Here is a 21,528-nt window from a genome sequence, read left to right as displayed (position 1 = left end):
GGGTGGTGGAGAGGACGCTGTCGTGGATCTCCCAGCGCAGGCGGTGTGTACGTGACTATGAACGGTTATCCGAGCACCACGAGGCCATGGCCCTGGGGGCGATGATCATCCTCATGGGACGACGGCTCACGCGATCCGCCTCTCCCAAGTCGCCCTGACGATCAGTTTGTACACGGGCACTTAGATCAGGCCCCGTTAGACCAGGCCTTCCCTTCGTGCCACGGCGGCGGCCTGGGTTCGGGAGGAGACCCCGAGCTTGCCCAGGATGTTGGAGACGTGCACGCTCACCGTCTTCTGGGCGATGAACAGCCGCTCGCCGATCTCACGATTGCCGAGACCCTCGGCCACCAGCGCGAGCACCTCCTGCTCCCGGCCGGTGAGCAGAGCCGACGGCGCCGAGGTGAACCGGGCCCGGCGGCCCAGCTCGGCCAGGGCGTCGCTCAGCGGCTGGGCGCCCAGGGCCGCGGCGTCCTCGACGGCGCGTTTCCACTCCGCGAGCGCCGAGGCGTGGTCGCCCGAGGCGAGCAGCGCCTCGGTCAGCCGCCACCGCGAGCGCGTGGTCTCGTAGACGAACCCGAAGTCGAAGGCCTCGACCGCCGCGCGCCACGCTTCGACGTCGGCGCGGCCGTGCGCGCGGTGCCACTCGGCCTCCGCCCGCGCCAGCCACGCGTGCCCCTCGGCCCCTATCCCGGCCCGGACCGCGCCCCGCGCGCGGGCGAGCAGTTCGTCGGCGCCGTCGGCGCGCCCCAGCTCGGCCAGGGCCCACAGCCCCACCGCGCAGATGCGGATGTTGCCCACCTCGTTGGGTTCCATGGCGTCGAGGGCCGCCTTCACGTGCTCCAGGGCGAGCGCGGGCTCCCCCCGCCAGAGGGCGTGCTCGGCGGCCAGGCCCCGGGACATGTAGACGACCAGGGAGTCCGACCAGAACGGCCGCAGCCAGGTCAGCCGCTCCTCCACCTTGGGCATCCCCATGGCGACCTCGATGAACAGCGCGAAGGAGGAGAGGATGGCCTCGGGAACCTTGCCGACGCGCGCGCCGAATCCGGCGGCCACCTCCCGGGCCCGCGTCCACTCCCCCGTCGTGTAGTGGATCAAGAATTGCAGGAACCGCAGGTCGGTGCCGTAGGTGCTCCAGGAGAGGCCGGTCTCCCGGGCCAGCCATACGCCGTGGTCGGCGGTCTGTGCGGCGGCGGCCATGGAGCCGCGCGCCAGCTGGATCCGGGCGTGATGGAAGATGGCGCGCAGGTCCATGGCCAGGTCGCTGGAGTCCTGGAGGGTGACGTAGCCGAACAGCTCCTCCGCCCGGTCGAGGTCGCCGTCGAACTCCGCGCAGGAGGCGAGCATGATCGCCGCGCCTTTCTCCGCGTCGCTCGCCCCTGTGGCTCGGGCCACCTCCAGCGCGCGGTCGGCGAGCGGTCTGACCTCCGCCTGCCGCGGGCCTCCGAAGAGCGTGCGGGCGAGGGTGGACAGCGCCCTGGCCAGGACGGGACTTCCCTCGGGAGCCGCGGCCACGGCCGCCTCCGCGGCCTCGATCGCCCCCGGCGCGGCGTCGGAGTCGTAGAGGTAGTAGGCGAGCCGCTCGTAGATCTCGGCCGACGGGGGCAGCTCTCGCAACTGGGCGACGGCCCGGTGGTTGTCTCCCATGTCGGCCGCCGCGGCGGCGGTGCGCAGCGCGAGCTGGATGCGGTTCATCCCTGCGAGGCGGTCGGGGTCGGGGACCCGGTCCCAGAGCCCGAGCGCCTGATCGAAGTGGCGGTGGGCCTCGGCGGGGGCGCCGAGCCGTTCCGCCCGCCGTCCTGCCTCGACCGAGGCGGACAGGGCTTCGGTGAGATCGTGACCTGCCAGGTAGTGATAGGCGAGCTCGGCCGGGGCGCCCTCGCGCGCGGTGAGCAGGCGGGCGAACTCCGAGTGCATCCGGGTGCGTTCGCCGGGCAGCAGGTCGGTGTAGACGACCTCCTGGAGCAGGGCGTGCCGGAAGGCGTAGCCGTACTCCCCGTCGGGGCGCAGCAGCCCGCGCGAGACGATCTCCCGCATGGCCTCCTCGAAGACCAGGTCGCCCAGGCCGGAGGCTTCCTGGAGCAGGGCGTGGTCGACCTTTCGACCCGCGACGGCCGCGCCCCGAAGCACCCGCTGGGCGGCGTCGGACAGCGTCTCCGCCCGGGAGAGCAGCAGGCTGGCCAGGCCGTCGGTCATCGCGCAGCCCTCGGTCGCGGCCTCCAGGAGCTCTTCCGCGTAGAACGGGTTCCCCTCGGCCCGGTCGACGACCTCTCCGATCATCCGGGTGTCGGTGCCGCCGAGGTTGGTCAGGTAGTCGGCCATCTCGCCGCGACTGAGCGGTCTCAGCTCGACGGCCGTCACCGAGGGAAGGCGTTTGAGCTCGGCGAGGACCCGGCGCAGCGGGTGGCGCCGGTGAAGGTCGTCGGTGCGGTAGGTGCCGACCAGGCAGACGCGTTCGGTCTGCAGCATCCGGCTGAGGAAGACCACCAGGTCGCGGGTGGACTGGTCGGCCCAGTGCAGGTCTTCGAGGACCAGCAGCACGGGCTGGGCGGCCAGGAACCCGAGCACCGAGCCGAAAAGCTGCTGCTGGGTGAGGCCCGAGGTGGCCTCCGTGCCGAGGTCGGTATCGCCCGGCAGCAGCCTGCCGAGCGCCGGCCGTGCGCCGATCGCCGCGCGCAGCTCTCCCCGCGCACCGCGCAGGGCGTCGGCCAGCGGGAGGTACGGCAGCGCGTCACCGAGTTCGGCGCATTGCCCCACCAATACGGCGAAGCCCTCGGCTTCGGCCCGCTCGGCCAGCTCCGTGACCATCCGTGTCTTGCCGATTCCCGCGTCACCGCCCACGAGTGCCACGCCGGCCAGGCCGTCGGCGGCCGAGGCGAGCACCGAGGTCAGACGATCAAGCTCCGCCGATCGTCCTATAAGAGCACTTTGCTCCTTTTGCCAGCTCACCTCGGCGAGTATGCCACGATGCACCGCCAGCGGCTGATTGGTCCACGAACGGCACTCCCGAATGGCCCTCACGGCGGGACCGGCGCGATCCTAGGGTCGGAGGCATGGTCCCCCTGTCCACATTTCTGATCTTCGCGGTGGCGTCCCTGGCGCTGGTCCTGGTACCCGGGCCGAACCACCTCTACATCGCCGCCCGCGGCATCACCCAGGGCCGGGCCGCCGGGATCGCGAGCGCGTTCGGCGTGGAGACCGGCACGCTGGTGCACATCGCCGCGGCGGCGGCCGGGCTCTCCTATGTGATCGCCCAGTCCGCCGCGCTCTTCAACGTGATCAAGTGGGCCGGCGTGGCCTACCTGGTCTATCTGGGGATCCGGACGTTGACCGGCAAGCAGGAGCTCACCGCCCAGGAGGCCGCCCCGCAGCCGCTGCGTGCGATCTTCTTCGAAGGCGTGGTCGTCAACCTCCTCAACCCCAAGGTGATCCTGTTCTTCCTGGCGTTCCTGCCCCAGTTCGTGCACCCGGAGGCGGGGGCCGTGCCGCTGCAGATCGTCATCCTGGGCGGCACCCTCCTGATCCTGGGCCTGATCTCCGACATGATCTACGCCGCGGGTGCGGGCGCGCTCGGGAGGCGGATCCGCGACCGCTCCAGCCTGCTGCGCTATTTCAGCGGGATCGTCTACTTGGGGCTCGGCGTCGCGACCGCGTTCTCCGGCCGGTCGACCTGATCGCACAGGTCGCCCACCAGACGGGCCAGCGGTCCCGGGGCCGCCAGCACGCTCAGGTGCCCGCGGCGGGGAATCAGGATCAGCCGCCCGTTCCGGCAGGCACGCAGGAAATCGCGCTCGTTCCCCCGAAGCTGGTCGCGGGTGCCGTTCACCAGCCACACCCGCCCCGGATAGGCGGCCAGCGCCGCGAGCTGGTCGTGCCCGGCGACGGCCTCGACGGCCTGTGGCAACACCTCGCATGACAGCCCTCCGGCCACCATCGCGATGCCGACGGGGCCGGGCAGGAAACGGCGGAAGCCGTAGGCGCTGATCCGGTTGGCGCGCGAGGGGTTCCGCGCGGCCAGCGAGGCGGCGAACCGGTAGGCGCCCATCATGAACGGGCTGTTGGACGTGCACCCTATGGCCATCAGCCCGGCCACCCGATCGGGGAAGCGCCCGGCGGTGGCGATGCCGGTGTAGCCGCCCAGCGAGTGCCCGACCACGAACGCCCTGCCGCCGAGCTCGTCGATCGCGTCGGCCACCGCCGACGTCGCCCCGTCCATCGAGAACGGCTCTCCGCGGCGAGTGCCGTGACCCGGCAGGTCCACGGCCGTCGCGGGCCGGTCGAGGTGAGAGATGACGGGACCCCACGCGGTCCCGCTGACCCGGACTCCGTGGACGAACACGACGGGCAGCATTACCGACCTCCAAATGCAACGGTGCGTTGCGCTCATTTAAACACAACGCACCGTTGCGTTGCTATAGTCGGGTGATGGCACCGCGTAAGGAACAGCAGATCTTCCAGGCGACGCTCGAACTGCTCGCCGGCAAGGGTTACGAGGGACTGACCGTCGAGGGAGTGGCCGAGCGGTCGGGGGTCAACAAGACCACGATCTATCGGTGGTGGCCGTCGAAGGCGGCACTGCTCGCCGCGGCGCTGATCGAGACCGACCTGCTCGCGATCGAGCCGCCCGACACCGGCAGCCTCAGGGAAGACCTGGAATCACTGGTCCGGGGAATGGCCGCGCTTCTCACCCGGCCTCCGACGGCCGGCATCGCGGTGGCCGCGCTCGGCGCCGCCGTACACCACCCCGAGCTCGCCGTCGCGGCCCAGCGCTTCTTCGCCGACCGGTTCGCCAGGGAGGAGGCCGTCTTCGAGCGCGCGAGACGGCGCGGCGAGCTGCCCGGCACGGCCGACCCGTTATTGATCATGGACCTGCTCGGCGGCGCGGTGTGGCTGCGCGCGGTCTTCCGGGGACTTCCCCTCGACGACGACTTCGCCGCGAAGGCGGTGAGCGCGATCCTCGACGGATGCGTCTGAGCTCCGGTCAGCCGCCCAGCGCGCCGGGGATCCGCTCGAGGATCGGGTACGGCATGAGCCCGTAGGCGTAGAAGTCGACCGCGTCGGCCCCCGCGGCACGGGCGGCCCGGACCTTGGCCGCGAGCCGGTCGGCCGAGTCGGTGTCGGGCAGGCCGGGCCGGAGCACGACCCGCAGCTCCTTGTCCTTGCCCGTCGAGCGGCGGTAGGCGCCCACGTCGTCGGCGACCCGGACGGCGTCGCGGGCGTAGGCGAGCACGCCGAGCGAGGGCACCAGGTCACCGAGGGCGACCAGGTCCACGCCGAGCTGCCATGCGTCGTGCGCGGCGAGCCCGGGCGAGGGCAGGCCGTCGGCATAGCCCTTGACCGCGCCGGTCGCGTCGAGGAAGACGAGCTCGGAGCCCTCCGCGGCGACGGCCGCGGAGACGTCGGAGACCAGCGAGGTCACCACCTCCGAGCGGGCGCGCGCGTAGGCGACCGCCTCGGGCCCGGCGTAGGCGGTCAGCGCCGCCCTGGTCACCTCGCCCTGCGCGGGCGGATCGCCGTCGAGCACGCCGCCCACGATCCTGGCGCACTCCTCCCGCGCCACCTCGGCGTTGACTCCCAGGTCGGTCGCGCGGCGCATGCAGAAATCACAGAAGCACAGGCCGAGCAGGAAGGCGTCCATCGGACCGAGCGGGACGAAGCTGCGCTCGTGGTGATAGCCGTGGCCGAAGGTGCCGAAGTGCAGCGCCTCGGCGACCACGCTGTCGACCCCCTGCCTGGCCACCGCCCGGCCCAGGGCGACCGCGTACAGGCGGACATCCGGGTGAGAGGGACACAGGTCGGCCGGTGAGCCACGGTCGCCGAAACAGTTGCGCACGGTCACGTCAGGGTTGGCCAGGCCGAGCGTGGTGTTGTGCAGGAAGACGGTCCAGCCGTGCAGCTTGAGGCCCCGCTCGGCGGTGGCCAGGCGCAGCGCGGCCAACGGCTCCTGCTCCGCCCCGTCCTGAAGAGGCGGGACCAGGCGGAGCGGGCCGAACAGGTCCTCGGGCGGGACGAAGTGCGCCCCGTCCCTGCGAACCGTCACCCGGGACCGGCCGTGTGGCGTGACGTCGCGGGCGCGGTGGTAGGCGGCGGCCACGGTCACGCCCGTCACGCCGTATCCGGTGATCCGGTCAAGAACCTTTTCCAGGCCCTCTCCTCGCACGTCCTCGACATAGACGTACAGCGAGCTGTCCAAGCCGCCGCCCTCCCACGCAGTCGCTCAGACTCTAACGTGCCTTGTAGGCCACGAAGTCGATCTCGACCAGGATGTTCATCAGGTCGGAGCCGACGGTCGTGCGGACCGGGTACGGCTGGGTGAAGTAGGACTTGTAGACCTCGTTGTAGGCGGCGAAGTCACGCTTGAGGTGCTGCAGGTGGACGGTCGCCTTCACCACGTCGTCGAAGCCCAGGCCGTGGGCCGCGAGGATCGCGCCCAGATTGCGCATCGTCTGGTGGGTCTGCTCGGCCACGTCGGTCCCGACCACTTCGCCCGTCTTGGGGTCCAGGGGGCCCGCGCCCGAGGTGTAGACGAAGTCACCGACCACGAGACCCTGCGAGTAGGCCCCGACCGGCGCCGCGCCGTCGTCGGTCCGCAGCTCCTGCTTACCACTCATGTCACCACTCCTGTCATTGGGAACACGGAAATCATTGGGAACACGGAAACATATGGAGATCAGAAATAGGTAGTGATCAGGTCGACGACGACATAGTCGTCGTCGACCACGGGCATGACCCGCCACTTGTCGAAAGCGGTGCACGGGTGGGAGATGCCGAACGACACCAGGTCCCCCGGCTTCACCGGGGAGTCCGGCGGGAGCCGCAGGATGGTGTGCTGGTCCTGGACCTTGAGCACCGTCGCGCCCGCGACGGCCCCGCGGGGCACCGGCAGGCCCTCGTCGAAGGGGGCGTCCCGCTTGCCGAACCCGACGATGGCCAGGCCGGGCTCGGGGACGCTCAGCACGTGCGCCCAGATCTCCAGCGCGGCCAGCAGCTCCCCTTCGATCCGGGTGTACGGCGTGCGCTCGCGGTAGTAGCCGTCGTCGTGGGAGATGTAGGCGCCGCTGCGCAGCATGACCTTGGCCTGGCAGGTGACGAGCTCGCGGCCGATGACGTCGAACCACTGGCTGCCGCCCACCGACAGGATCGGATCGCGCACCCGCAGGTGCTCCAGCGCCTCCAGCAGCCGGTGCAGGTAGGCCCGTACCTCACCGGCCGACGTGAGCGCCCCCTCGTATCCGGCCACGCCCGCGAGCTCCACGCCCTCGGCCGCCTGCGCCGCCGAGGCGACCTCCAGGAGCTGTCCGAGCGTACGGCTGCCGCCCCGCCCGCCCTCGTGGCCGAGTTCGGCCAGCACCCGGAACGGCCTGGTCCCGGCGTGCCTGGACAGCATCTCCACCCCGGCCACCGAGTCCACGAAGCAGAGGAACTCCATCGACGGGTCTCCGGCGAGCTGGGCGGCGATGGCGTCGAGTCCCGCCGGGTCGAAGACCTGGTTGGCGATGAGGATCCGGGAGACGCCGAACTCGCGCAGGGTGAGCGCCTGGCTGGGGGTGGCGACCGTCAGACCCCACGCGCCCGCGTCGAGCTGTGCCCTGATCAGCTCGGGTGACATGGTCGTCTTGGCGTGCGGGACCAGGATCAGGCCGTGCTGGTCGGCGAAGGCGGCGAGCGTCGCGATGTTGTGCTCCAGCGCGCCGCGGTGCGCCACCATCACGGGAAAGCTGAAGGCTCCTCCGAACAGCGAAGACCCCACTGCCTTCCCGGGATCCACGATTCCCTTCACGCGATGCCCCCTTTGCCGACTTTCGTGGACCCTACCCTCAGGACCGCACCATCCGGTTCCCCAGGGTCGCGCCCCGGCTCAGGGCCGCAGGGCCCGGCCGGGGGTGGCCCCGGTGAGCCGCCCCCCGGCGAGGACGGGAACGCCGGAGACGAGGACGTCGTCGACGCCGGTGGCCAGGGTCCGCGGGGCGGCGTAGGTGGCCTGGTCGGCGACCGCCTCGGAGTCGAAGACGACGACGTCGGCGGCCTGTCCCGGGCGGATCAGGCCCCGGCCGGGGAGCCCGAAGCGGCGGGCCGGATGTGAGGAGAGGTGGACGACGGCCTGCTCCAGGGTCCAGTCGCCGGTCTCGCGGACGTGGTGGCCGAGCATGCGGGCGAACGCCCCGTAGCCACGGGGGTGGGGGTGCCCCCCGACGTAGATGCCGTCGGAGCCGCCCGTGTGACCCGGGTGACGCAGGATCGCGCGGACCGACGCCTCGCCCTCGGGGCCCTCGTCCGGGCGGGCCAGCACGCAACCGGCCTCAAGCCGGGTGCTGAGCAGGATCTTCCTGCAGAACTCGCCCGGCTCCAGCCCGGCCTCGGCCGCGGCGGCCGGAAGCGACAGCCCTTCGGCCCACTCCTCCCCGGGCACGTGGGAGAGGGTGACCCTCGGCCACAGCTCGGGATCCCATTCGACCGGCCCGAACCTCAGCATCTCCAGGGCCCGGTCGGTGTCGGCGGCGGGGATCCACGACGGCAGCGCCACCATCGCCAGGATCGTGCTGCCCCGCAGGTAGGGGTAGGTGTCGAAGGTGATGTCCAGCCCGTCGAGGCGGATCCCCTCCACCAGCGGCAGCAGGGTGGACGCCGGACCGTGGTAGTGCGAGACGTGCACGGCGACGCCCGACCGCCGGGCGATGTCGGCCACCTCCGCCATGCCCTTGCCCGCCTGCGCGCCGTACGCGCGCATGTGCGTGACATACGGCAGGCCGTCCAGTGGAGCGCAGAGCGCGGCGATCTCCTCGGTGTCGGCGTAGCGTCCCGGGGCGTATTCCAGGCCGGTGGACAGCCCCGCCGCCCCCTCCGACAGGCCGCGCTCCACGCGCGCGAGCATCCCGGCCAGCTCGTCGGAGGTCGCGGTCCGCTCGGCCGCGCCCATCACGTCGTAGCGGATCGTGCCGTGCGGCAGCAGGTAGGCGGTGTTCAGCGCGGTCGCCCGGTCGTAGCCCGCCAGCAGTTCCCGCACGCTGAGCGGCCCGTCGGCCGACGGGTGGGCGCCGTTGACGGCCGCGAAGTAGCGGGTGGCGTAGGCGAAGGTCTCCGGGGTGGACGCGGGCGCGAAGGACAGGCCGTCCTGGCCCAGGACGAACGTGGTCACACCCTGGCGGAGCGCGGCGAGCTGCACTTGCGGGTCGTAGACCAGGGCGTCACCGTGGGCGTGACAGTCGATCAGGCCGGGCATGACGTGACGGCCGGTGGCGTCGATCACCGTGGCGGCCTCCATGCCGGTCAGCCGGCCCACCGCGGTGATCTCGTCTCCGATGATGCCGACATCCGCCCGGAAGGCTGGAGAGCCCGTGCCGTCCAGCACCCAGCCGTCCTTGACCAGCACATCGAATGGCATGATCAGGATTCAATCATTCGCGGCTGGTCCGGTATATCTCGCACACGCCCGTGGCTCCACCGCCGTTCGCATCTGTTCCGGCATCCTTCGGCCATCGTTAACCGGCCCTGGGTTTTAACTCGGCACCATGTCTCCCACCCGCCTGCCGGCACCCGGGGTCACGGAATTTGGGCCCCCTGCTCCCCTTGACCGTGGCGCGCCATAAATGGTGGCATCCTCCTAGTTAGGAATGTTTCCTAACTATGAATCGCAGAGAGGGCCTCCCCCCGTGCATGTGAGACCGCGTCTCCATCGCCCCTCGATCGTCCTCGTCCCGGCGCTGGCCGCGGCACTGGCACTGATCGCCTCGGTGCTCGTGATGGCGGCACCCCCGAGTTTCGCCGCCGACTCCCTGCTCTCCCAGGGCCGCCCGGCGACCTCCTCCTCCGTCGAGGGCTCCGCGCTGGGCCCGGCCAACGCCTTCGACGGGAACGCCTCCACCCGCTGGGCCTCCGCGGAAGGCCACGACCCCGAGTGGATCCGCGTCGACCTCGGCCAGCCCGCCACGATCTCCCGGGTCAAGCTGACCTGGGAGGCGGCGTACGGCAAGGCGTACAGAATCCAGACCTCGGCCGACGGCTCGGCCTGGGCCGACGTCTACTCGACCACCACCGGCGACGGCGGCGTCGACGACCTCTCCCTGTCCGGCACCGGCCGCTACGTGCGGCTGTACGGCACGGCCCGCGGCACCGCCTACGGCTACTCGCTGTACGAGATGGAGGTCTACGGCAGCACCGGCGGAAACCCGACCCCGACCCCGACGGTCACCCCGACGCCCACTCCCACCCCGACCCCCGGCGGGCCGGGCGTGCCCTTCGGCAGCCACACGTTCCCCTACGCCTCGGGAATGCTGCGCCCCACCGGCGACCAGGCCGCGCTCGACCAGAAGGTGATCGACTACTACAAGCGCTGGAAGGCCGCCTTCGTCAAGCAGAACTGCGGTAACGGCTGGTACCAGATCATCTCCCCTGACGCCGACCACCCCTATGTGGCCGAGGCGCAGGGCTACGGCATGGTCGTCACCGCCACCATGGCCGGAGCCGACCCCGACGCCAAGAAGATCTTCGACGGCCTGGTCAAATACGTCCTGGCCCACCCCTCGTCGATCACCCCCGGCCTGCTCGCCGCCGAGCAGGACACCTCGTGCAGGAGCGTCGACGGCAGCGACTCGGCCACCGACGGCGACCTCGACGTCGCCTACGGCCTGCTCCTGGCCGACCGGCAGTGGGGCAGCTCGGGCACGTACAACTACAAGCAGCTCGCGATCAACCACATCAACGCGATCAAGGCCGGGGAGGTCAACCCGACCACCAAGCTGATGAAGTTCGGCGACTGGACCTCCTCCGGTGACCCGGAGTACTGGATGAGCCGCTCCTCGGACTGGATGATCGACCACTTCCGGGCGTTCCGTAAGGCCACCGGCGACGCGACCTGGGACACCGTCCGCACCAACCACCAGAACCTGATCGCCTCCCAGCAGGCGAACTACGCCGCGAACACGGGCCTGCTGGCCGACTTCGTGGTCAACACCAACACCACCCCGAAGCCCGCGCCGGGCAAGGTCCTGGAGGACCCCAACGACGGCAAGTACTGGTGGAACGCCTGCCGTGACCCGTGGCGGATCGGCAACGACGCGGTGACCAGCGGCGACGCCAAGTCGCTCGCCGCCGCGCGCAAGCTGAACGGCTGGATCAAGAGCAAGACCGGCGGCGACCCGAACAAGATCGCCATCGGCTACACCCTCAACGGCACGCAGATCTCCAGCGGCAGCGCACCGGCCTACTTCGCCCCGTTCGCGGTGACGGCGATGACCGACTCCGGCAGCCAGGCCTGGCTGGACGCCCTCTGGAACAAGATGCTGAACACCCCCTTCACCTCCGACGACTACTACTCGACCAGCGTCCAGCTCCAGGTCATGATCACCGTGACCGGCAACCACTGGGTGCCCTGACCTCACAGCGCGGTACGGCTCCCGCCCGCGGGCGGGAGCCGTACCGCGCCGGTCGTGGTCCGCAAGGATCAGCCGGGAAGGCGCGACGACAGGTCGCCGCAGGTGACACCGGCACGCACCGGCCGCTGCTGGAGCACCCGCCTCGCCTGCTCCCGGGCGAGGTTCCAGCCGTTCCACGGGTCGGGCGCGTCCAGGCCGTTGGCCCGGACCACATCCCGCAGCACGCAGCTGCGGGTCGGTTCCGGCAGCCGGTCCAGTGCCGGTACGGCCTCCGCCCCGAGGTCCCCCAGGTAGTCCTGGTCGATCCGGTCCACGCCCCGGACGGCGAGCTGAGTCTCGGCGACCCGCAGGTCCGGGTTCCACGCCGCGAACACCAGCAGCGCCACCCCTGTCATCGCGACCAGGGTCCTGGGCAGCCACGCGGCGTTCCCGCGCCGGGTGAGCCGCACCGCACCGGCGATCAGGACCAGCGCGAAGACCGCGCCCAGCCACCAGATGGTGGCCTCCACCGAGGCCCGCAGCCGACTGAACCCGTAGGCCTCGACGTACAGGTTCAACCGGTGCAGCGCGGAGAACAGGATCACCATGGTCAGCGCGCAGAGCAGGCCGAGCAGTACGGCCATCAGCCACCGCTCCCGCCCTCGGAGCTCGATCGCCCCCGCGAGGACCGCCACGATCGCCAGCACGAACACGCTGACCACGACGAGCTGGAAGAACCCCGAGCGGGCGTACTCGGCGTAGGTCAGCCCGGTCGCCGACACCACCCAGCGGGAGCTGCCGAACAGCACCGTCAGCTGCATCGCCACGAACACCGCGAACAGCAGGTTGAGCGCGGCCAGCGGGGTCACCCACAGTCCGCGGCTCACCTTCAGGCGCAGGTCCGGGAGCTGCGGCTCGGTCACCGGCCGCAGGCCCACCAGCACGGCCGCGGCGGCCAGGACGCCGAAGACCGCGAACAGCAGGACCCGCAGCGGCGCCGACTCCGCCCAGTCCTGGGCGAGGAACACCCGCTCGACGACCTTGGCGAAGACCGCGTCCGCCGAGGCGAACAGCGCCCCGAACACCACCAGCAGCACCACGCTCAGGGCGCCCCCGACGAGAACGGGCACCACCCGCTTGCGCAGCGCCGTCCCCTTCACCGACGCGGCCAGGAACCAGGGGACGGGCAGCAACCCCAGTGCGACCGAGGCACCGCCCCTGGCCACCGCGAGCCAGCCACGCCCGGCCCCCGACAGGGCGAGCGCTGCCACCAGGAACCCCGCCAGCAGGAGCGGTCCCACCAGCCAGTCCGCGTCCCTGAACATCGCCACCGCGACCAGCCCGTACGCGATCAGCCCCATCCCCGCCGACCACGGGGTGATCCTCCCGCGCACGGCCGGCAGCGCCGCCGCCCCCAGGGCGACCGCGACCAGCACGAATCCCAGCCCCATGGCGCTGTACGGCAGCGCGATCGCCGCGAGGAGCCCGACCACGGCGCAGGCCGGCAGCACCCATCGGGGCGTGTCCGGCAGATCCGGGCGAGGGAAGATCGGCGGGGCCACGTATGTCCCGGGCGGTCCACCGGCCCCGTACGGATGGGGCACGTTCCCCGTGTCCGGTCTCGGCTGCTGCGCGGCGCCCACGGGTCTCGTTTCCGGCGAGAGGTTCCCGCGCGCCCCCTCGGTCCCCGCCGCGGGCCCGGCGCCCGCCTCCGCGCCCTCCGGCGCCGGTACGGCGAGGCGCCCCGAGGCGGGCGTCCCCGCCGACGGGAGATGGGCGAGCGACTCATGGCGGTTCCAGGCGTCACCGGAGACCGAGGTGGCGCCGATGACCGTGCCGACGAAGCCTCCGAGCACCGTGATGCCGGCGCCCGCCAGGGCACCCAGCATCGGCTCGACGACCCCGACGACGATACCCACGCCCACGCCGCAGACAAGGCCGATGAGCCCGCCGATGATGACCCCGGCGACCGCCCCGCCCCAGTTGCGTGCCGGAGGCTGAGCGGAGGGTGCGGGCGAGTGACGGAGCACGGGCGCGGGGGGAAAGGCCGGGACGGGAGCGGGGAGGGTCCCGGCGGCCTGGGACGCGGCGGGCGCGGGAGCATCCGCGTGACCGGATCCGGGAGCCCCCGAGGGAACGGGAACCGGCTCGGCCGCCTCCGCGGCGAACGGTTCAGAAACGCCTGCCCCATGCTCGGGACCCGCGGACGCTCCGGAAACACCTGCCCCGAGCTCGGGACCATCGGACGCTCCGGAAACACCTGCCCCATGCTCGGGACCGGCGGAAGGATCCGGGACCGGCACGGCGACCGGGAGAGCAGCGCCCACGTGTCCAGGCTCGGAAGCGATGGAAGAGACCGGAACCGGCACCGCGGCTTTCTGCCCGGGCTCGAAGCCCCCCCGAGAGGCCGGAAGCGGCTCGGCCGCTTCGGAGCCGGAAGGCGAAGGAGGCTCGGAGGCGACGGAGGTCCCAGGGAGGTCCGGCTTCGACGAACCGGATGGGATGCCCATGGCGGTCCTTTCAGGAAGATCGACTGCGATGCGGCAGCCGACGCCGTCTTCGACATGGATGGAGCCGCCGTGAAGCTCGACGATCTCCTTGACGATGGCCAGCCCGAGGCCGGCGCCGCCGCCGTCGGCGGCCCGACCGGCGTCCAGGCGGGAGAAGCGCTCGAACGCCCGCGCCCGTTCCTCGGCCGGAATGCCCGGTCCCTCGTCGGTCACGCGCAGCCGTACCCCGTCACCCCGGGCGGCCGCGGACAGCACCACGGTCCCGCCGTCGGGGCTGTGCCGTACCGCGTTGTCCAGGAGGTTCGCCAGCACCTGTGCCAGCAGGTCGGGGTCGACGCGGACGCTCAGCCCCTCGGGGACCTCGCAACGGGCCGTGACCTCGTCGTTGGCCAGCACGGCCTCGCGCAGTGCCTGGCCGCACAGCGGTTCGAGCTCGACGTCCTCGATCTCGATCAGCCGGGCCCTCGACTCCAGCCGTGACAGGTCCAGCAGCTGGGCGACAAGCCGGCCGAGTCGCTCCGTCTGGGCCAGCGCCGTCTCCAGCGTGGCGTGATCGGGCGCCGAGACGCCGTCCACCACGTTCTCCAGCACCGCCCGGAGCGCGGTGATCGGCGTGCGGAGTTCGTGGCTGACGTTGGCCACCAGCTCACGCCGCTGCCGGTCCACCTCGCCCAGATCGGCGGCCATGGCGTTGAAGGCGCGGGCGAGCTCGCCGACCTCGTCACGGGAGGTCGCGGTGACCCGCAGGTCGTAGCGTCCCTTGGCGATGGTCTGCGCGGCGGCGGCCATCTCGCGCAGCGGCTTGGTCATTCCCCACGCGAGCAGCTGCACCATGATCAGGGCCAGCACCACGGCCACCGCGACGCGCGTGTTCCGCGAGTAACCGGCGTTGATGCCCACCTCGTTGACGACGAACGCCGCCCCCACGGCGAGGACGATCACCATGCCGAGCTTGACCTTGATCCGGCCCAGGAAGTCGAGAGGTCTCAATGAACGATTCATCCCAATGTTCGAGTGAGAGAAGCGGGAGCCGGTTCACCGGCGGACGAGGGCGTAGCCGACCCCGTGGACGGTCCGCACGACACCGGGGCCGAGCTTGCGGCGCAGGGCGCGCACGTGACTGTCGACCGTGCGGGTGGCGGCGGCCTCGGAGAATCCCCAGATGTCGGCGAGCAGCCGCTCCCGCTCGAACACCTGGCCCGGACGCTCGGCGAGGCGGCAGAGCAGGTCGAACTCGGTCCGGGTCAGCTGAGCCTCGGAGCCCCGCACGAAGACCCGGCGCTCGGCGGTGTCGATCTCGATGTCGCCGGCGCGGATGACCGTGTCCGCCACGGCGAGCTGGGAGGCCCGTTCCACCCGCCGCAGCAGCGCGTGCACCCGCGCCACCAGCTCGCGCATGCTGAACGGCTTGGCCATGTAGTCGTCGGCACCGACCCCGAGCCCCACCAGCAGGTCGGTCTCCTCCCCCAGCGCGGTGAGCATGAGCACCGGCACCGGCCGGGCCGCCTGCATCCGCCGACACACCTCCAGCCCGTCGAGACCGGGCAGCAACCGGTCGAGCACCACCACGTCGGGCCCGGTTCTCGCATAGGCCGCGAGCGCGCCCTCGCCGTCCCCGACGACCTGGACGTCGAAGCCTTCGGCTGTCAGCCGGTGCCGTACGGCCCGCGCGATCGTCTCGTCGTCCTCCACTACGAGGACACGTCGTTGCTGAGGGGTTGCCATGTCGGCAGCGTAGACCGGAGCTGTGCAGACGACCTGCGGTGAATTGTGAAGGTTTCGCGCACCCTTGAGGTGGGGCCCCCTATGTGAGCACGGGCCCCACCGGGATCAGGCGAGGATCATCCGCCGGCCGGTGATCCGGTAGCCGATCCGGGCGAACGAGGCCGCCATGGGCGCGTTGCCCACGTCGGTGTTGTCCCTGACCTCGGGCTCACCCTCGGCGGCGAAGATGTGCAGCGCCTCGGCGACCAGGTCGTCGGCGTATCCGTTGCCGCGGTGCTCGGGAAGCACTCCCATGTAGCCGATCGTCGCGAACCGGGAGTTGCGGGTGGGCATCACGACGCCGACCACCTTCCCGGCCCGGTCATGGGCCAGCCGCCAGCGGTCGCGCCCGCCGGGGAAGTCCGCGATCTCCTCCAGGATGACCTCGGCGGCCCGTCGCAGGCCGTGCTGGTCGAGGTCACGCCGGGCATAGGCGTCCAGGCTGTCGGTGAAGAGCCCAGCCAGCACTTCCAGGACCGGCGCGTCGTCGGCCGCAGGGGTGAAGGTCAGCCGGGTGGACCTGGGCGGCAGGCCGTACTCGGGGATCCAGCGCAGGTTGAGCCGCTCCACGAACCGCCGCAGCCCCGCCTTCTCGGCCGCCTCGATCCGGTCGGTGGCGTCGGCGAGGGCGTCCGGCCGCTCGCGCCAGTCGCTCGGCAGGAACAGGTGGTAGTCGGGGCGCTCACCGGAGGGTGTGGCGTATTCGGGAGTGACCAGCTCGGCGTAGGCGGCCCGCAGCAGGGCGGCACCCACCTCGATCCGGTCGGGGCCGACTCCCAGGTCGAACCAGTCGAGGCTGAAGGGGTGCTCGTGGCCGGGCGGCCCCCAGAACGCGGCCCGAGCGACCACCTCGCCGTCGCGCAGCGCGACCCAGACCCAATCGTGCCGGTAGCCCAGCTCCTCGAAGGGGAGGTTACGCGCGCCGACACCGGAGGCCGGCAGCGGGCCGTAGCTGTGGAACAGGTCGAACTCGTCCGCTTCGAGCGGACGGAAAAGCAGGTCAGACAAGTCAAAACTCCAGAAAGCGTGCGCTCCCCGGATCTCAGGCGGCCTGTCGCCCGAGGCGGGAGCGCGTGACCAGGTTGGCGAACATCTGCTCCTCACCTCCTCTTGCTCGAAGGGACCGCCAGAGTATCGATGGATTCACCCCGTCTCAACCAGATAATCCGGCGCTATCGTGGCGAAGTGATCGACATCAGCGCCTATCTCCGCAGGCTCAGGGTAAAGATCGACGGCCCGCCCAGTGCGGAAACACTGTGCCTGCTGCACCGGGCGCACGTGGAGCGCGTGCCGTACGAGAACCTGGAGATCTGGCTGGGCCGCCCGACGACCGTGGACCCCACGGAGTCGGCCACGAGGATCATCCGTGGCCGCGGCGGCTACTGCTACCACCTCAACGGGGCGTTCTCCCTGCTGCTGGAGGCGCTCGGCTACCGGGTGACCCGCCACTTCGGCGGAGTGCAGAACGACGCCGAGACCCCGGCGGGCGCCCGCGGCAACCATCTCGTGCTCACGGTCTCCGGCCTGCCCGGCCCTGACAACCCCGGCGGCGAGTGGCTGGTCGACCAGGGCCTCGGCGACGGGCTTCATGACCCGCTCCCGCTCGTCGAGGGCGTCTACCGGCAGGGGCCCTTCACCTACGGCCTGCGCCCCTCCGAGGCGGAGCCCGGCGGGTGGCGGTTCGACCACGACCCGCGCGGCAGTTTCCTCGGCATGGACTTCCGCCCTGAGCCCGCGGAGATGTCGGCGTTCGCCGCGATGCACGAGTTCCTGTCCACCTCACCCGAGTCCGGCTTCGTGCGAGTGGCCACGGTCCAGCGACGCGACGCGGGAGGCGCCGACATCCTGCGAGGCCTGGTCCTCACCCGTCTCGGCGACCGCGAGCACACCCAGATCGTGGAGACCGAGCACGACTACTTCGAAATGTTGGCCGACGTCTTCGCCCTCCCGCTGGACGACGTCACCCCCGCCGAACGCGCCAAACTGTGGCAGCGCCTGTGGACCGCCCACGAGCGGTGGGCCGGCCGGCGCTGATCGGCGGGGTCTGGATCGCCTGACGAGGCGGCCCCGGCGCAGAACGCGCCTGCCCCGGGAACGACCTCAAGCCAGGGCGTCGAACTCCCCGTTCTTGACGCCGCCGATGAAGGCTCGCCACCCGTCGGGGGGAAAGATCAGGGCTGGTCCCTGAGGGTCTTTGCTGTCCCGGACGGCCACGATGCCGGGGAGATTGTCGGCCACCTCGACACAGTTGTTGCCACTGCCGCTCTGGCTGCTCTTGCGCCAGTCGGCCTTCGATAGGTCAGTCATGGGCCAGCCGTTCCTTGGCGTCGGCGATCAGCCCCATGGATTCCTCCGGGGGTAGAGCCGCATCGCAGATGCGCGCAAATGCCATTTTATAGCGATCTACCTGATCTGAACTCTCGACATATACATCACCGGCGGTGCCTTCCACGTAGGCGACGTCGGGATCGACTTCTTCCGAGAAGGAAAGGACGGTGAACGCTCCCTCCAGCCCGGCGTGTGCTCCGGCGCTGTAGGGAAGGATGCGGATCGTCACGTTAGGGCGTCGTGCTGCGATCAACAGCGCCTCCAATTCGGTGTCGACCGCACGCCTGTGGGCCCGCGACCTGCTGACCAGGAAGGTGCCCGAGACCACCCTTGACGACGTGGTGCTCCTGCTGAGCGAGGTCGTCACCAACGCAGTGATTCATTCCGACTCCGGACGCAGGTCCGACGGGTCCGTAATGGTCTGTCTGGGTCTCGGCGGCGGCGTGGTCCACGTCGAGGTGATCGACGATGGGTCGGCAGGCAGCGTCCCCTTCATCCGCATGGCCGAGATCGACAGCGACGGCGGACGCGGGCTGTTCATGGTGGACGTGCTCGCGGCCGATTGGGGCACTCACCAGGACGATGAGGCGGGCAACGCCGTTTGGTTCCATCTGCCGGACGGCAAGCTTCGCACGCGGATGTAGCACGGGCGCCGGGAAGGAATCGGTCTGAGATCGTCCCTCCCGGCACCGCATTAGTGGCACGTCACCGAGCCTCGACCGGATGATTGATCTCGGGAGGCGAACCCGTCAGACTGGCCGTCTCTGCGATCTCTGGCGGTGATGGTGGCTCGCCGACCGACTTCGCCGCGAGTTCACCCATCCGAAGCCGAACCAGTTACCCGACCGAGGCTGCGTGACAGGTCATTGGCAGCCGTCCCCCTGTCCCACGATCTGCCGTTGGACCGCGGCCAGGGCGGCATCGAGGTCGACGCCGAGTTCGCGTACTGTCATCGCGTAGGCCCGCGCCGCCTCCGCCAGACGTTCGCCGCGCTCGTGCTCGGCCAGCTCGGGCACCCCGCGCACCACCGTGCCCTGGCCCACCCGACTGCGTAGATATCCGGCGCTCTCCAGCTCCCGGTAGGCCCGCGCGACCGTCCCCGAGGCCAGGTCGAGGTCTCTGGCGAGTTGGCGGATGCTCGGCAGCCGCGCGCCCGCCGCCAGCTCGCCGCTGCGGATCAGCGCGGCGATCTGCCCGCGCAGCTGTTCGTACGGCGGAGCGAGCGCGTCCGGGTCGATCTCGACGATCACGCCGCCCACCTCCTCCTGACGCGGTGTGCCCGCATGCTGCCTGCGACTCTGGCATAAACGGCGGCCACGACCAGGAGGTACGGCAGCAGGGTGGAGACCCAGCTGAACGGCGCCGGAGCGGCGAGGTTCTGCGCGATGCCCCATGTCACGCCGGAGGCGACCAGGCACATCAACGTCAGAGCGACACCGCCGATGGCCTGCAGCGAGCTGGCCCGGACCGCGTCGTCGGCCGCGCTCAGCTCGGGGGAGACCAGCGGCTGGGCGCGCCGCGTGACCAGCCATCGTGAGGCCCACATGAGCAGTGCCAACCCGGCCATGACGAGGCCTCCCGCCGCGATCGCCGCACCCGCGACCTCGTGCGCCTCCAGCCGACTCGGCCAGATGAGATAGCTCCCCGCCTGAAAGACGACCGCCACGACAGTGAGCGCCGGTCCCCACCGGTCGACCCAGGACACATAGTCCTTCGAGCGGCGGATCTCCAGCGCCGCCCGTCGGGGCCCGGCAGGCGTGATCAGACGCGCCGACGTGCGAAACTCGGCCGCGAGCGCGCCCAGCAGATAACCCACCGCGGCTCCGAGAAGGGAGCCGCCCGGCAGGGGGAGGACGGTCGCCGTCAGCCACCCGGCCGCGCCGCCGATCGCACGCCAGCGCGTCGTCCTGGCCAGATAGCCGATCAGGAAGGGCCCGTTGTCCACCGTGACGGTGACGCCGTACTGGCTCGCGAAAGCCGCCAGCCGGGGTCTGCCGACCGGTCTCAGCCCGGCCAGCAACAGCAACGTCGGCACGGCGAACAGCCATGCGAGCGAGATGGCGAGCTGCACGAGGGGTGACATGGCATGGACCTCCGGACGTTGCATCACGACTGCACTAAGTGTATCAATACATTAATACAATTACCCGGCTGGAGATCAAATGACACCGACGCTCACAGACGAGACCTGGGCTCTGATCGCGCCACGCAGGACGCCACGGCGGCGAGCCGTCGTCACCGCGTTCATCCTGGCAATCATGGCTCTGCTCGCGGTCGCTTCCTGGTGGACCGGTATCGCGGCTCCCCGACTGAGCGCCACACCGACGCTGATCGAGCCAGGTTCGGCCAAGCACCAGGTCAAAGTCCACGTCGACCTGCGCAATGAGGGCCTCGTCGCGGCCACTGCATCCTCGGTCTCGCCAGGCACGACCCTGCCGGTCCGCTCGATCGAGCCGCACCTCGCCGACGGCCCCGAGCCACTGGTCCTTCCCGGCTGGGGCTGGGAACTGCCCGCTGGGACACACCGTTCACTCGTTCTGGAGCTGGACGTTCCCTGTGGGCGGCCCACCGGCGAATGGCGGCTGGAGATGGTCGCCTATGGTCCGACCGGCGGCCGCGAGGTCCACGTCCCGTGGCGGACAGAGCGGCTGCCGGACTGGCAGCGCACCGTGCTGGACACCGTCTGTGGGTGACGAGCCCCGAGGGCACGGCGGAAGGGCGAGCATGAAGTCAGCCTTGGCCAGGTAACTGGTCCAGCTTAGGGCGGAGCACACCTGACGGGTTCACCACCGAGATCAATTACCCGGCCAACTTTCGATGGCGGGCCATTGGCTCCGCTGGCTCGCATGGTCACGGTGCCGGAGCACCGGCGGGTGACCATCTCACCGTGTCGCCTCAGGCCGGCTTGGTCCACATGAGGGAGTAGCGCCAGAGAAGATGACGCCGGTAGCGCACCCCTGGGAGCACCCCTTCGGCGATGTGCCGCATCCCCGCATAGGTCTCCGGCGGCGACCAGACTTTCGGGGCCGAGTGCTCCCAGTAGGTCTTAGTCGTCTTGTACAGCAGGTTTCCAAAGACGGCGGCGGCCTCATAGGGGAGATCGGCCGGTAACCGGCTGCGGGCGACCCCGACGACGACGAGCGTCCCTCCGGGCCGGAGGAGCCGGCGCATCCGATCGAGTGCCACGGCCGCGTCCATGTGGTGGAGCGTCGCGACCGAGGTGATGACATCGAATGAGGCGGGCTCGAAGGGATGGGTGAGGAAGTCGCCGAGGAGGTATTCGATGTCCGAGGCGGCATCGTGTCGCCGAGCCAGCTCGATGCTCGGCTCATCAAGATCGATGGCTGAGACGTGCCGGACGGTCCGGCGTAGCTCACGGGCCAGGATTCCCTCGCCGCAACCGACGTCGAGAGCCCGCCGGCACCCGTCCGGCACCGCCCTGAGGATCATCGGGTGATAGTGGATGTTGTGGTTCCACCGCTCGATCTCGGCTGTCATGACACCCGATCCTCGCATGGTGACCGTACGGCCTCGCCGTTCCCGATCCGCGTTTTCCGGGGAGCCACGCCTCTGCCCGC

General features: G+C 70.8%; 20 protein-coding genes. 6 read left to right on the top strand and 14 right to left on the bottom strand.

Features of this window, described 5'->3' with window-relative positions; translation table 11 throughout:
- Positions 1-195 precede the first annotated feature (195 nt).
- A complete protein-coding gene (locus ACFY2X_RS26200) occupies positions 196-2,946 on the bottom strand; it encodes an AAA family ATPase (RefSeq protein WP_389942379.1) in 2,751 nt (916 codons plus the stop codon).
- Positions 2,947-3,050: 104 nt separating this feature from the next.
- Here ACFY2X_RS26200 and ACFY2X_RS26195 point away from each other — a divergent pair, with 104 nt between their 5' ends.
- A complete protein-coding gene (locus tag ACFY2X_RS26195) occupies positions 3,051-3,671 on the top strand; it encodes a LysE family translocator (protein WP_389942376.1) in 621 nt (206 codons plus the stop codon).
- Here the strand turns inward: ACFY2X_RS26195 and ACFY2X_RS26190 are convergent.
- On the bottom strand, positions 3,623-4,348 hold the full coding sequence (locus ACFY2X_RS26190; protein WP_389942373.1) for an alpha/beta fold hydrolase: 726 nt from the start codon (positions 4,346-4,348) through the stop codon (positions 3,623-3,625). The genes ACFY2X_RS26195 and ACFY2X_RS26190 overlap by 49 nt on opposite strands.
- A 74-nt stretch (positions 4,349-4,422) precedes the next feature.
- Between ACFY2X_RS26190 and ACFY2X_RS26185 the strand changes: the two genes are divergently transcribed.
- Positions 4,423-4,971 carry a TetR/AcrR family transcriptional regulator gene (locus tag ACFY2X_RS26185; RefSeq protein WP_389942371.1) on the top strand — a complete coding sequence of 183 codons (549 nt, stop codon included), beginning with the start codon at positions 4,423-4,425 and terminating at the stop codon, positions 4,969-4,971.
- 7 nt (positions 4,972-4,978) lie between these two features.
- Here ACFY2X_RS26185 and ACFY2X_RS26180 read toward each other — a convergent pair whose 3' ends face one another.
- The 4 genes from ACFY2X_RS26180 to ACFY2X_RS26165 all read right to left on the bottom strand — a co-directional run bounded on the left by ACFY2X_RS26180 (position 4,979) and on the right by ACFY2X_RS26165 (position 9,379).
- The gene (locus ACFY2X_RS26180) at positions 4,979-6,190 is read right to left on the bottom strand and encodes a hypothetical protein (protein WP_389942368.1); all 1,212 of its coding nucleotides are present in this window, start codon (positions 6,188-6,190) and stop codon (positions 4,979-4,981) included.
- 31 nt (positions 6,191-6,221) lie between these two features.
- Complete coding sequence (locus tag ACFY2X_RS26175; protein WP_389942365.1) at positions 6,222-6,608, bottom strand: Rid family detoxifying hydrolase; 387 nt, start codon at positions 6,606-6,608, stop codon at positions 6,222-6,224.
- 59 nt (positions 6,609-6,667) lie between these two features.
- Positions 6,668-7,777 (bottom strand): alanine racemase, encoded by a 1,110-nt coding sequence (locus ACFY2X_RS26170; protein WP_389942362.1) that lies wholly within the window; start codon positions 7,775-7,777, stop codon positions 6,668-6,670.
- A gap of 78 nt (positions 7,778-7,855) precedes the next feature.
- A complete protein-coding gene (locus ACFY2X_RS26165; RefSeq protein ID WP_389942359.1) occupies positions 7,856-9,379 on the bottom strand; it encodes an amidohydrolase family protein in 1,524 nt (507 codons plus the stop codon).
- A 274-nt stretch (positions 9,380-9,653) separates the two neighbouring features.
- Between ACFY2X_RS26165 and ACFY2X_RS26160 the strand changes: the two genes are divergently transcribed.
- Positions 9,654-11,369, top strand: coding sequence for a glycosyl hydrolase family 8 (locus ACFY2X_RS26160; protein ID WP_389942356.1), 1,716 nt, complete (start codon positions 9,654-9,656; stop codon positions 11,367-11,369).
- A 68-nt stretch (positions 11,370-11,437) separates the two neighbouring features.
- Here ACFY2X_RS26160 and ACFY2X_RS26155 read toward each other — a convergent pair whose 3' ends face one another.
- From ACFY2X_RS26155 to ACFY2X_RS26145, 3 genes are all read right to left on the bottom strand, one after another.
- On the bottom strand, positions 11,438-14,848 hold the full coding sequence (locus ACFY2X_RS26155) for a DUF4153 domain-containing protein (RefSeq protein ID WP_389942353.1): 3,411 nt from the start codon (positions 14,846-14,848) through the stop codon (positions 11,438-11,440).
- 45 nt (positions 14,849-14,893) lie between these two features.
- A complete protein-coding gene (locus tag ACFY2X_RS26150; RefSeq protein WP_389942350.1) occupies positions 14,894-15,583 on the bottom strand; it encodes a response regulator transcription factor in 690 nt (229 codons plus the stop codon).
- Positions 15,584-15,688: 105 nt separating this feature from the next.
- Positions 15,689-16,630: a GNAT family N-acetyltransferase gene (locus ACFY2X_RS26145; protein WP_389942347.1), complete on the bottom strand. Its 942-nt coding sequence runs from the start codon at positions 16,628-16,630 to the stop codon at positions 15,689-15,691.
- Positions 16,631-16,807: 177 nt separating this feature from the next.
- Here ACFY2X_RS26145 and ACFY2X_RS26140 point away from each other — a divergent pair, with 177 nt between their 5' ends.
- A complete protein-coding gene (locus ACFY2X_RS26140) occupies positions 16,808-17,656 on the top strand; it encodes an arylamine N-acetyltransferase (protein ID WP_389942344.1) in 849 nt (282 codons plus the stop codon).
- A gap of 66 nt (positions 17,657-17,722) precedes the next feature.
- Here ACFY2X_RS26140 and ACFY2X_RS26135 read toward each other — a convergent pair whose 3' ends face one another.
- Both ACFY2X_RS26135 and ACFY2X_RS26130 read right to left on the bottom strand, forming a co-directional pair.
- Entirely contained in the window at positions 17,723-17,929 is a 207-nt protein-coding gene (locus ACFY2X_RS26135) for a DUF397 domain-containing protein (protein WP_389942341.1), read from the bottom strand.
- Positions 17,922-18,179, bottom strand: a complete 258-nt coding sequence (locus tag ACFY2X_RS26130) for a Scr1 family TA system antitoxin-like transcriptional regulator (protein ID WP_389942338.1) — start codon at positions 18,177-18,179, stop codon at positions 17,922-17,924. Before ACFY2X_RS26130 ends, ACFY2X_RS26135 begins: the two co-directional genes overlap by 8 nt.
- On the opposite strand from ACFY2X_RS26130, the gene ACFY2X_RS26125 reads away from it, so the two are divergent.
- Entirely contained in the window at positions 18,166-18,594 is a 429-nt protein-coding gene (locus ACFY2X_RS26125) for an ATP-binding protein (protein WP_389942335.1), read from the top strand. The genes ACFY2X_RS26130 and ACFY2X_RS26125 overlap by 14 nt on opposite strands.
- Positions 18,595-18,813: 219 nt before the next feature.
- Here the strand turns inward: ACFY2X_RS26125 and ACFY2X_RS26120 are convergent, their stop codons facing one another.
- Positions 18,814-19,200 (bottom strand): GntR family transcriptional regulator, encoded by a 387-nt coding sequence (locus tag ACFY2X_RS26120; RefSeq protein ID WP_389942333.1) that lies wholly within the window; start codon positions 19,198-19,200, stop codon positions 18,814-18,816.
- On the bottom strand, positions 19,197-20,033 hold the full coding sequence (locus tag ACFY2X_RS26115) for a hypothetical protein (protein ID WP_389942331.1): 837 nt from the start codon (positions 20,031-20,033) through the stop codon (positions 19,197-19,199). Before ACFY2X_RS26115 ends, ACFY2X_RS26120 begins: the two co-directional genes overlap by 4 nt.
- Before the next feature lie 79 nt (positions 20,034-20,112).
- Between ACFY2X_RS26115 and ACFY2X_RS26110 the strand changes: the two genes are divergently transcribed.
- Entirely contained in the window at positions 20,113-20,643 is a 531-nt protein-coding gene (locus tag ACFY2X_RS26110) for a hypothetical protein (protein WP_389942328.1), read from the top strand.
- A gap of 202 nt (positions 20,644-20,845) precedes the next feature.
- Here ACFY2X_RS26110 and ACFY2X_RS26105 read toward each other — a convergent pair whose 3' ends face one another.
- Complete coding sequence (locus tag ACFY2X_RS26105; RefSeq protein ID WP_389942325.1) at positions 20,846-21,448, bottom strand: class I SAM-dependent methyltransferase; 603 nt, start codon at positions 21,446-21,448, stop codon at positions 20,846-20,848.
- Positions 21,449-21,528 lie beyond the last annotated feature (80 nt).

Origin of the sequence: Streptosporangium sp. NPDC000396 (assembly GCF_042898655.1) — a bacterium.
GTDB lineage: Bacteria > Actinomycetota > Actinomycetes > Streptosporangiales > Streptosporangiaceae > Streptosporangium.
Note: the sequence above shows the minus strand (reverse complement) of the source record. Positions and strands in the feature narration are given on the sequence as shown.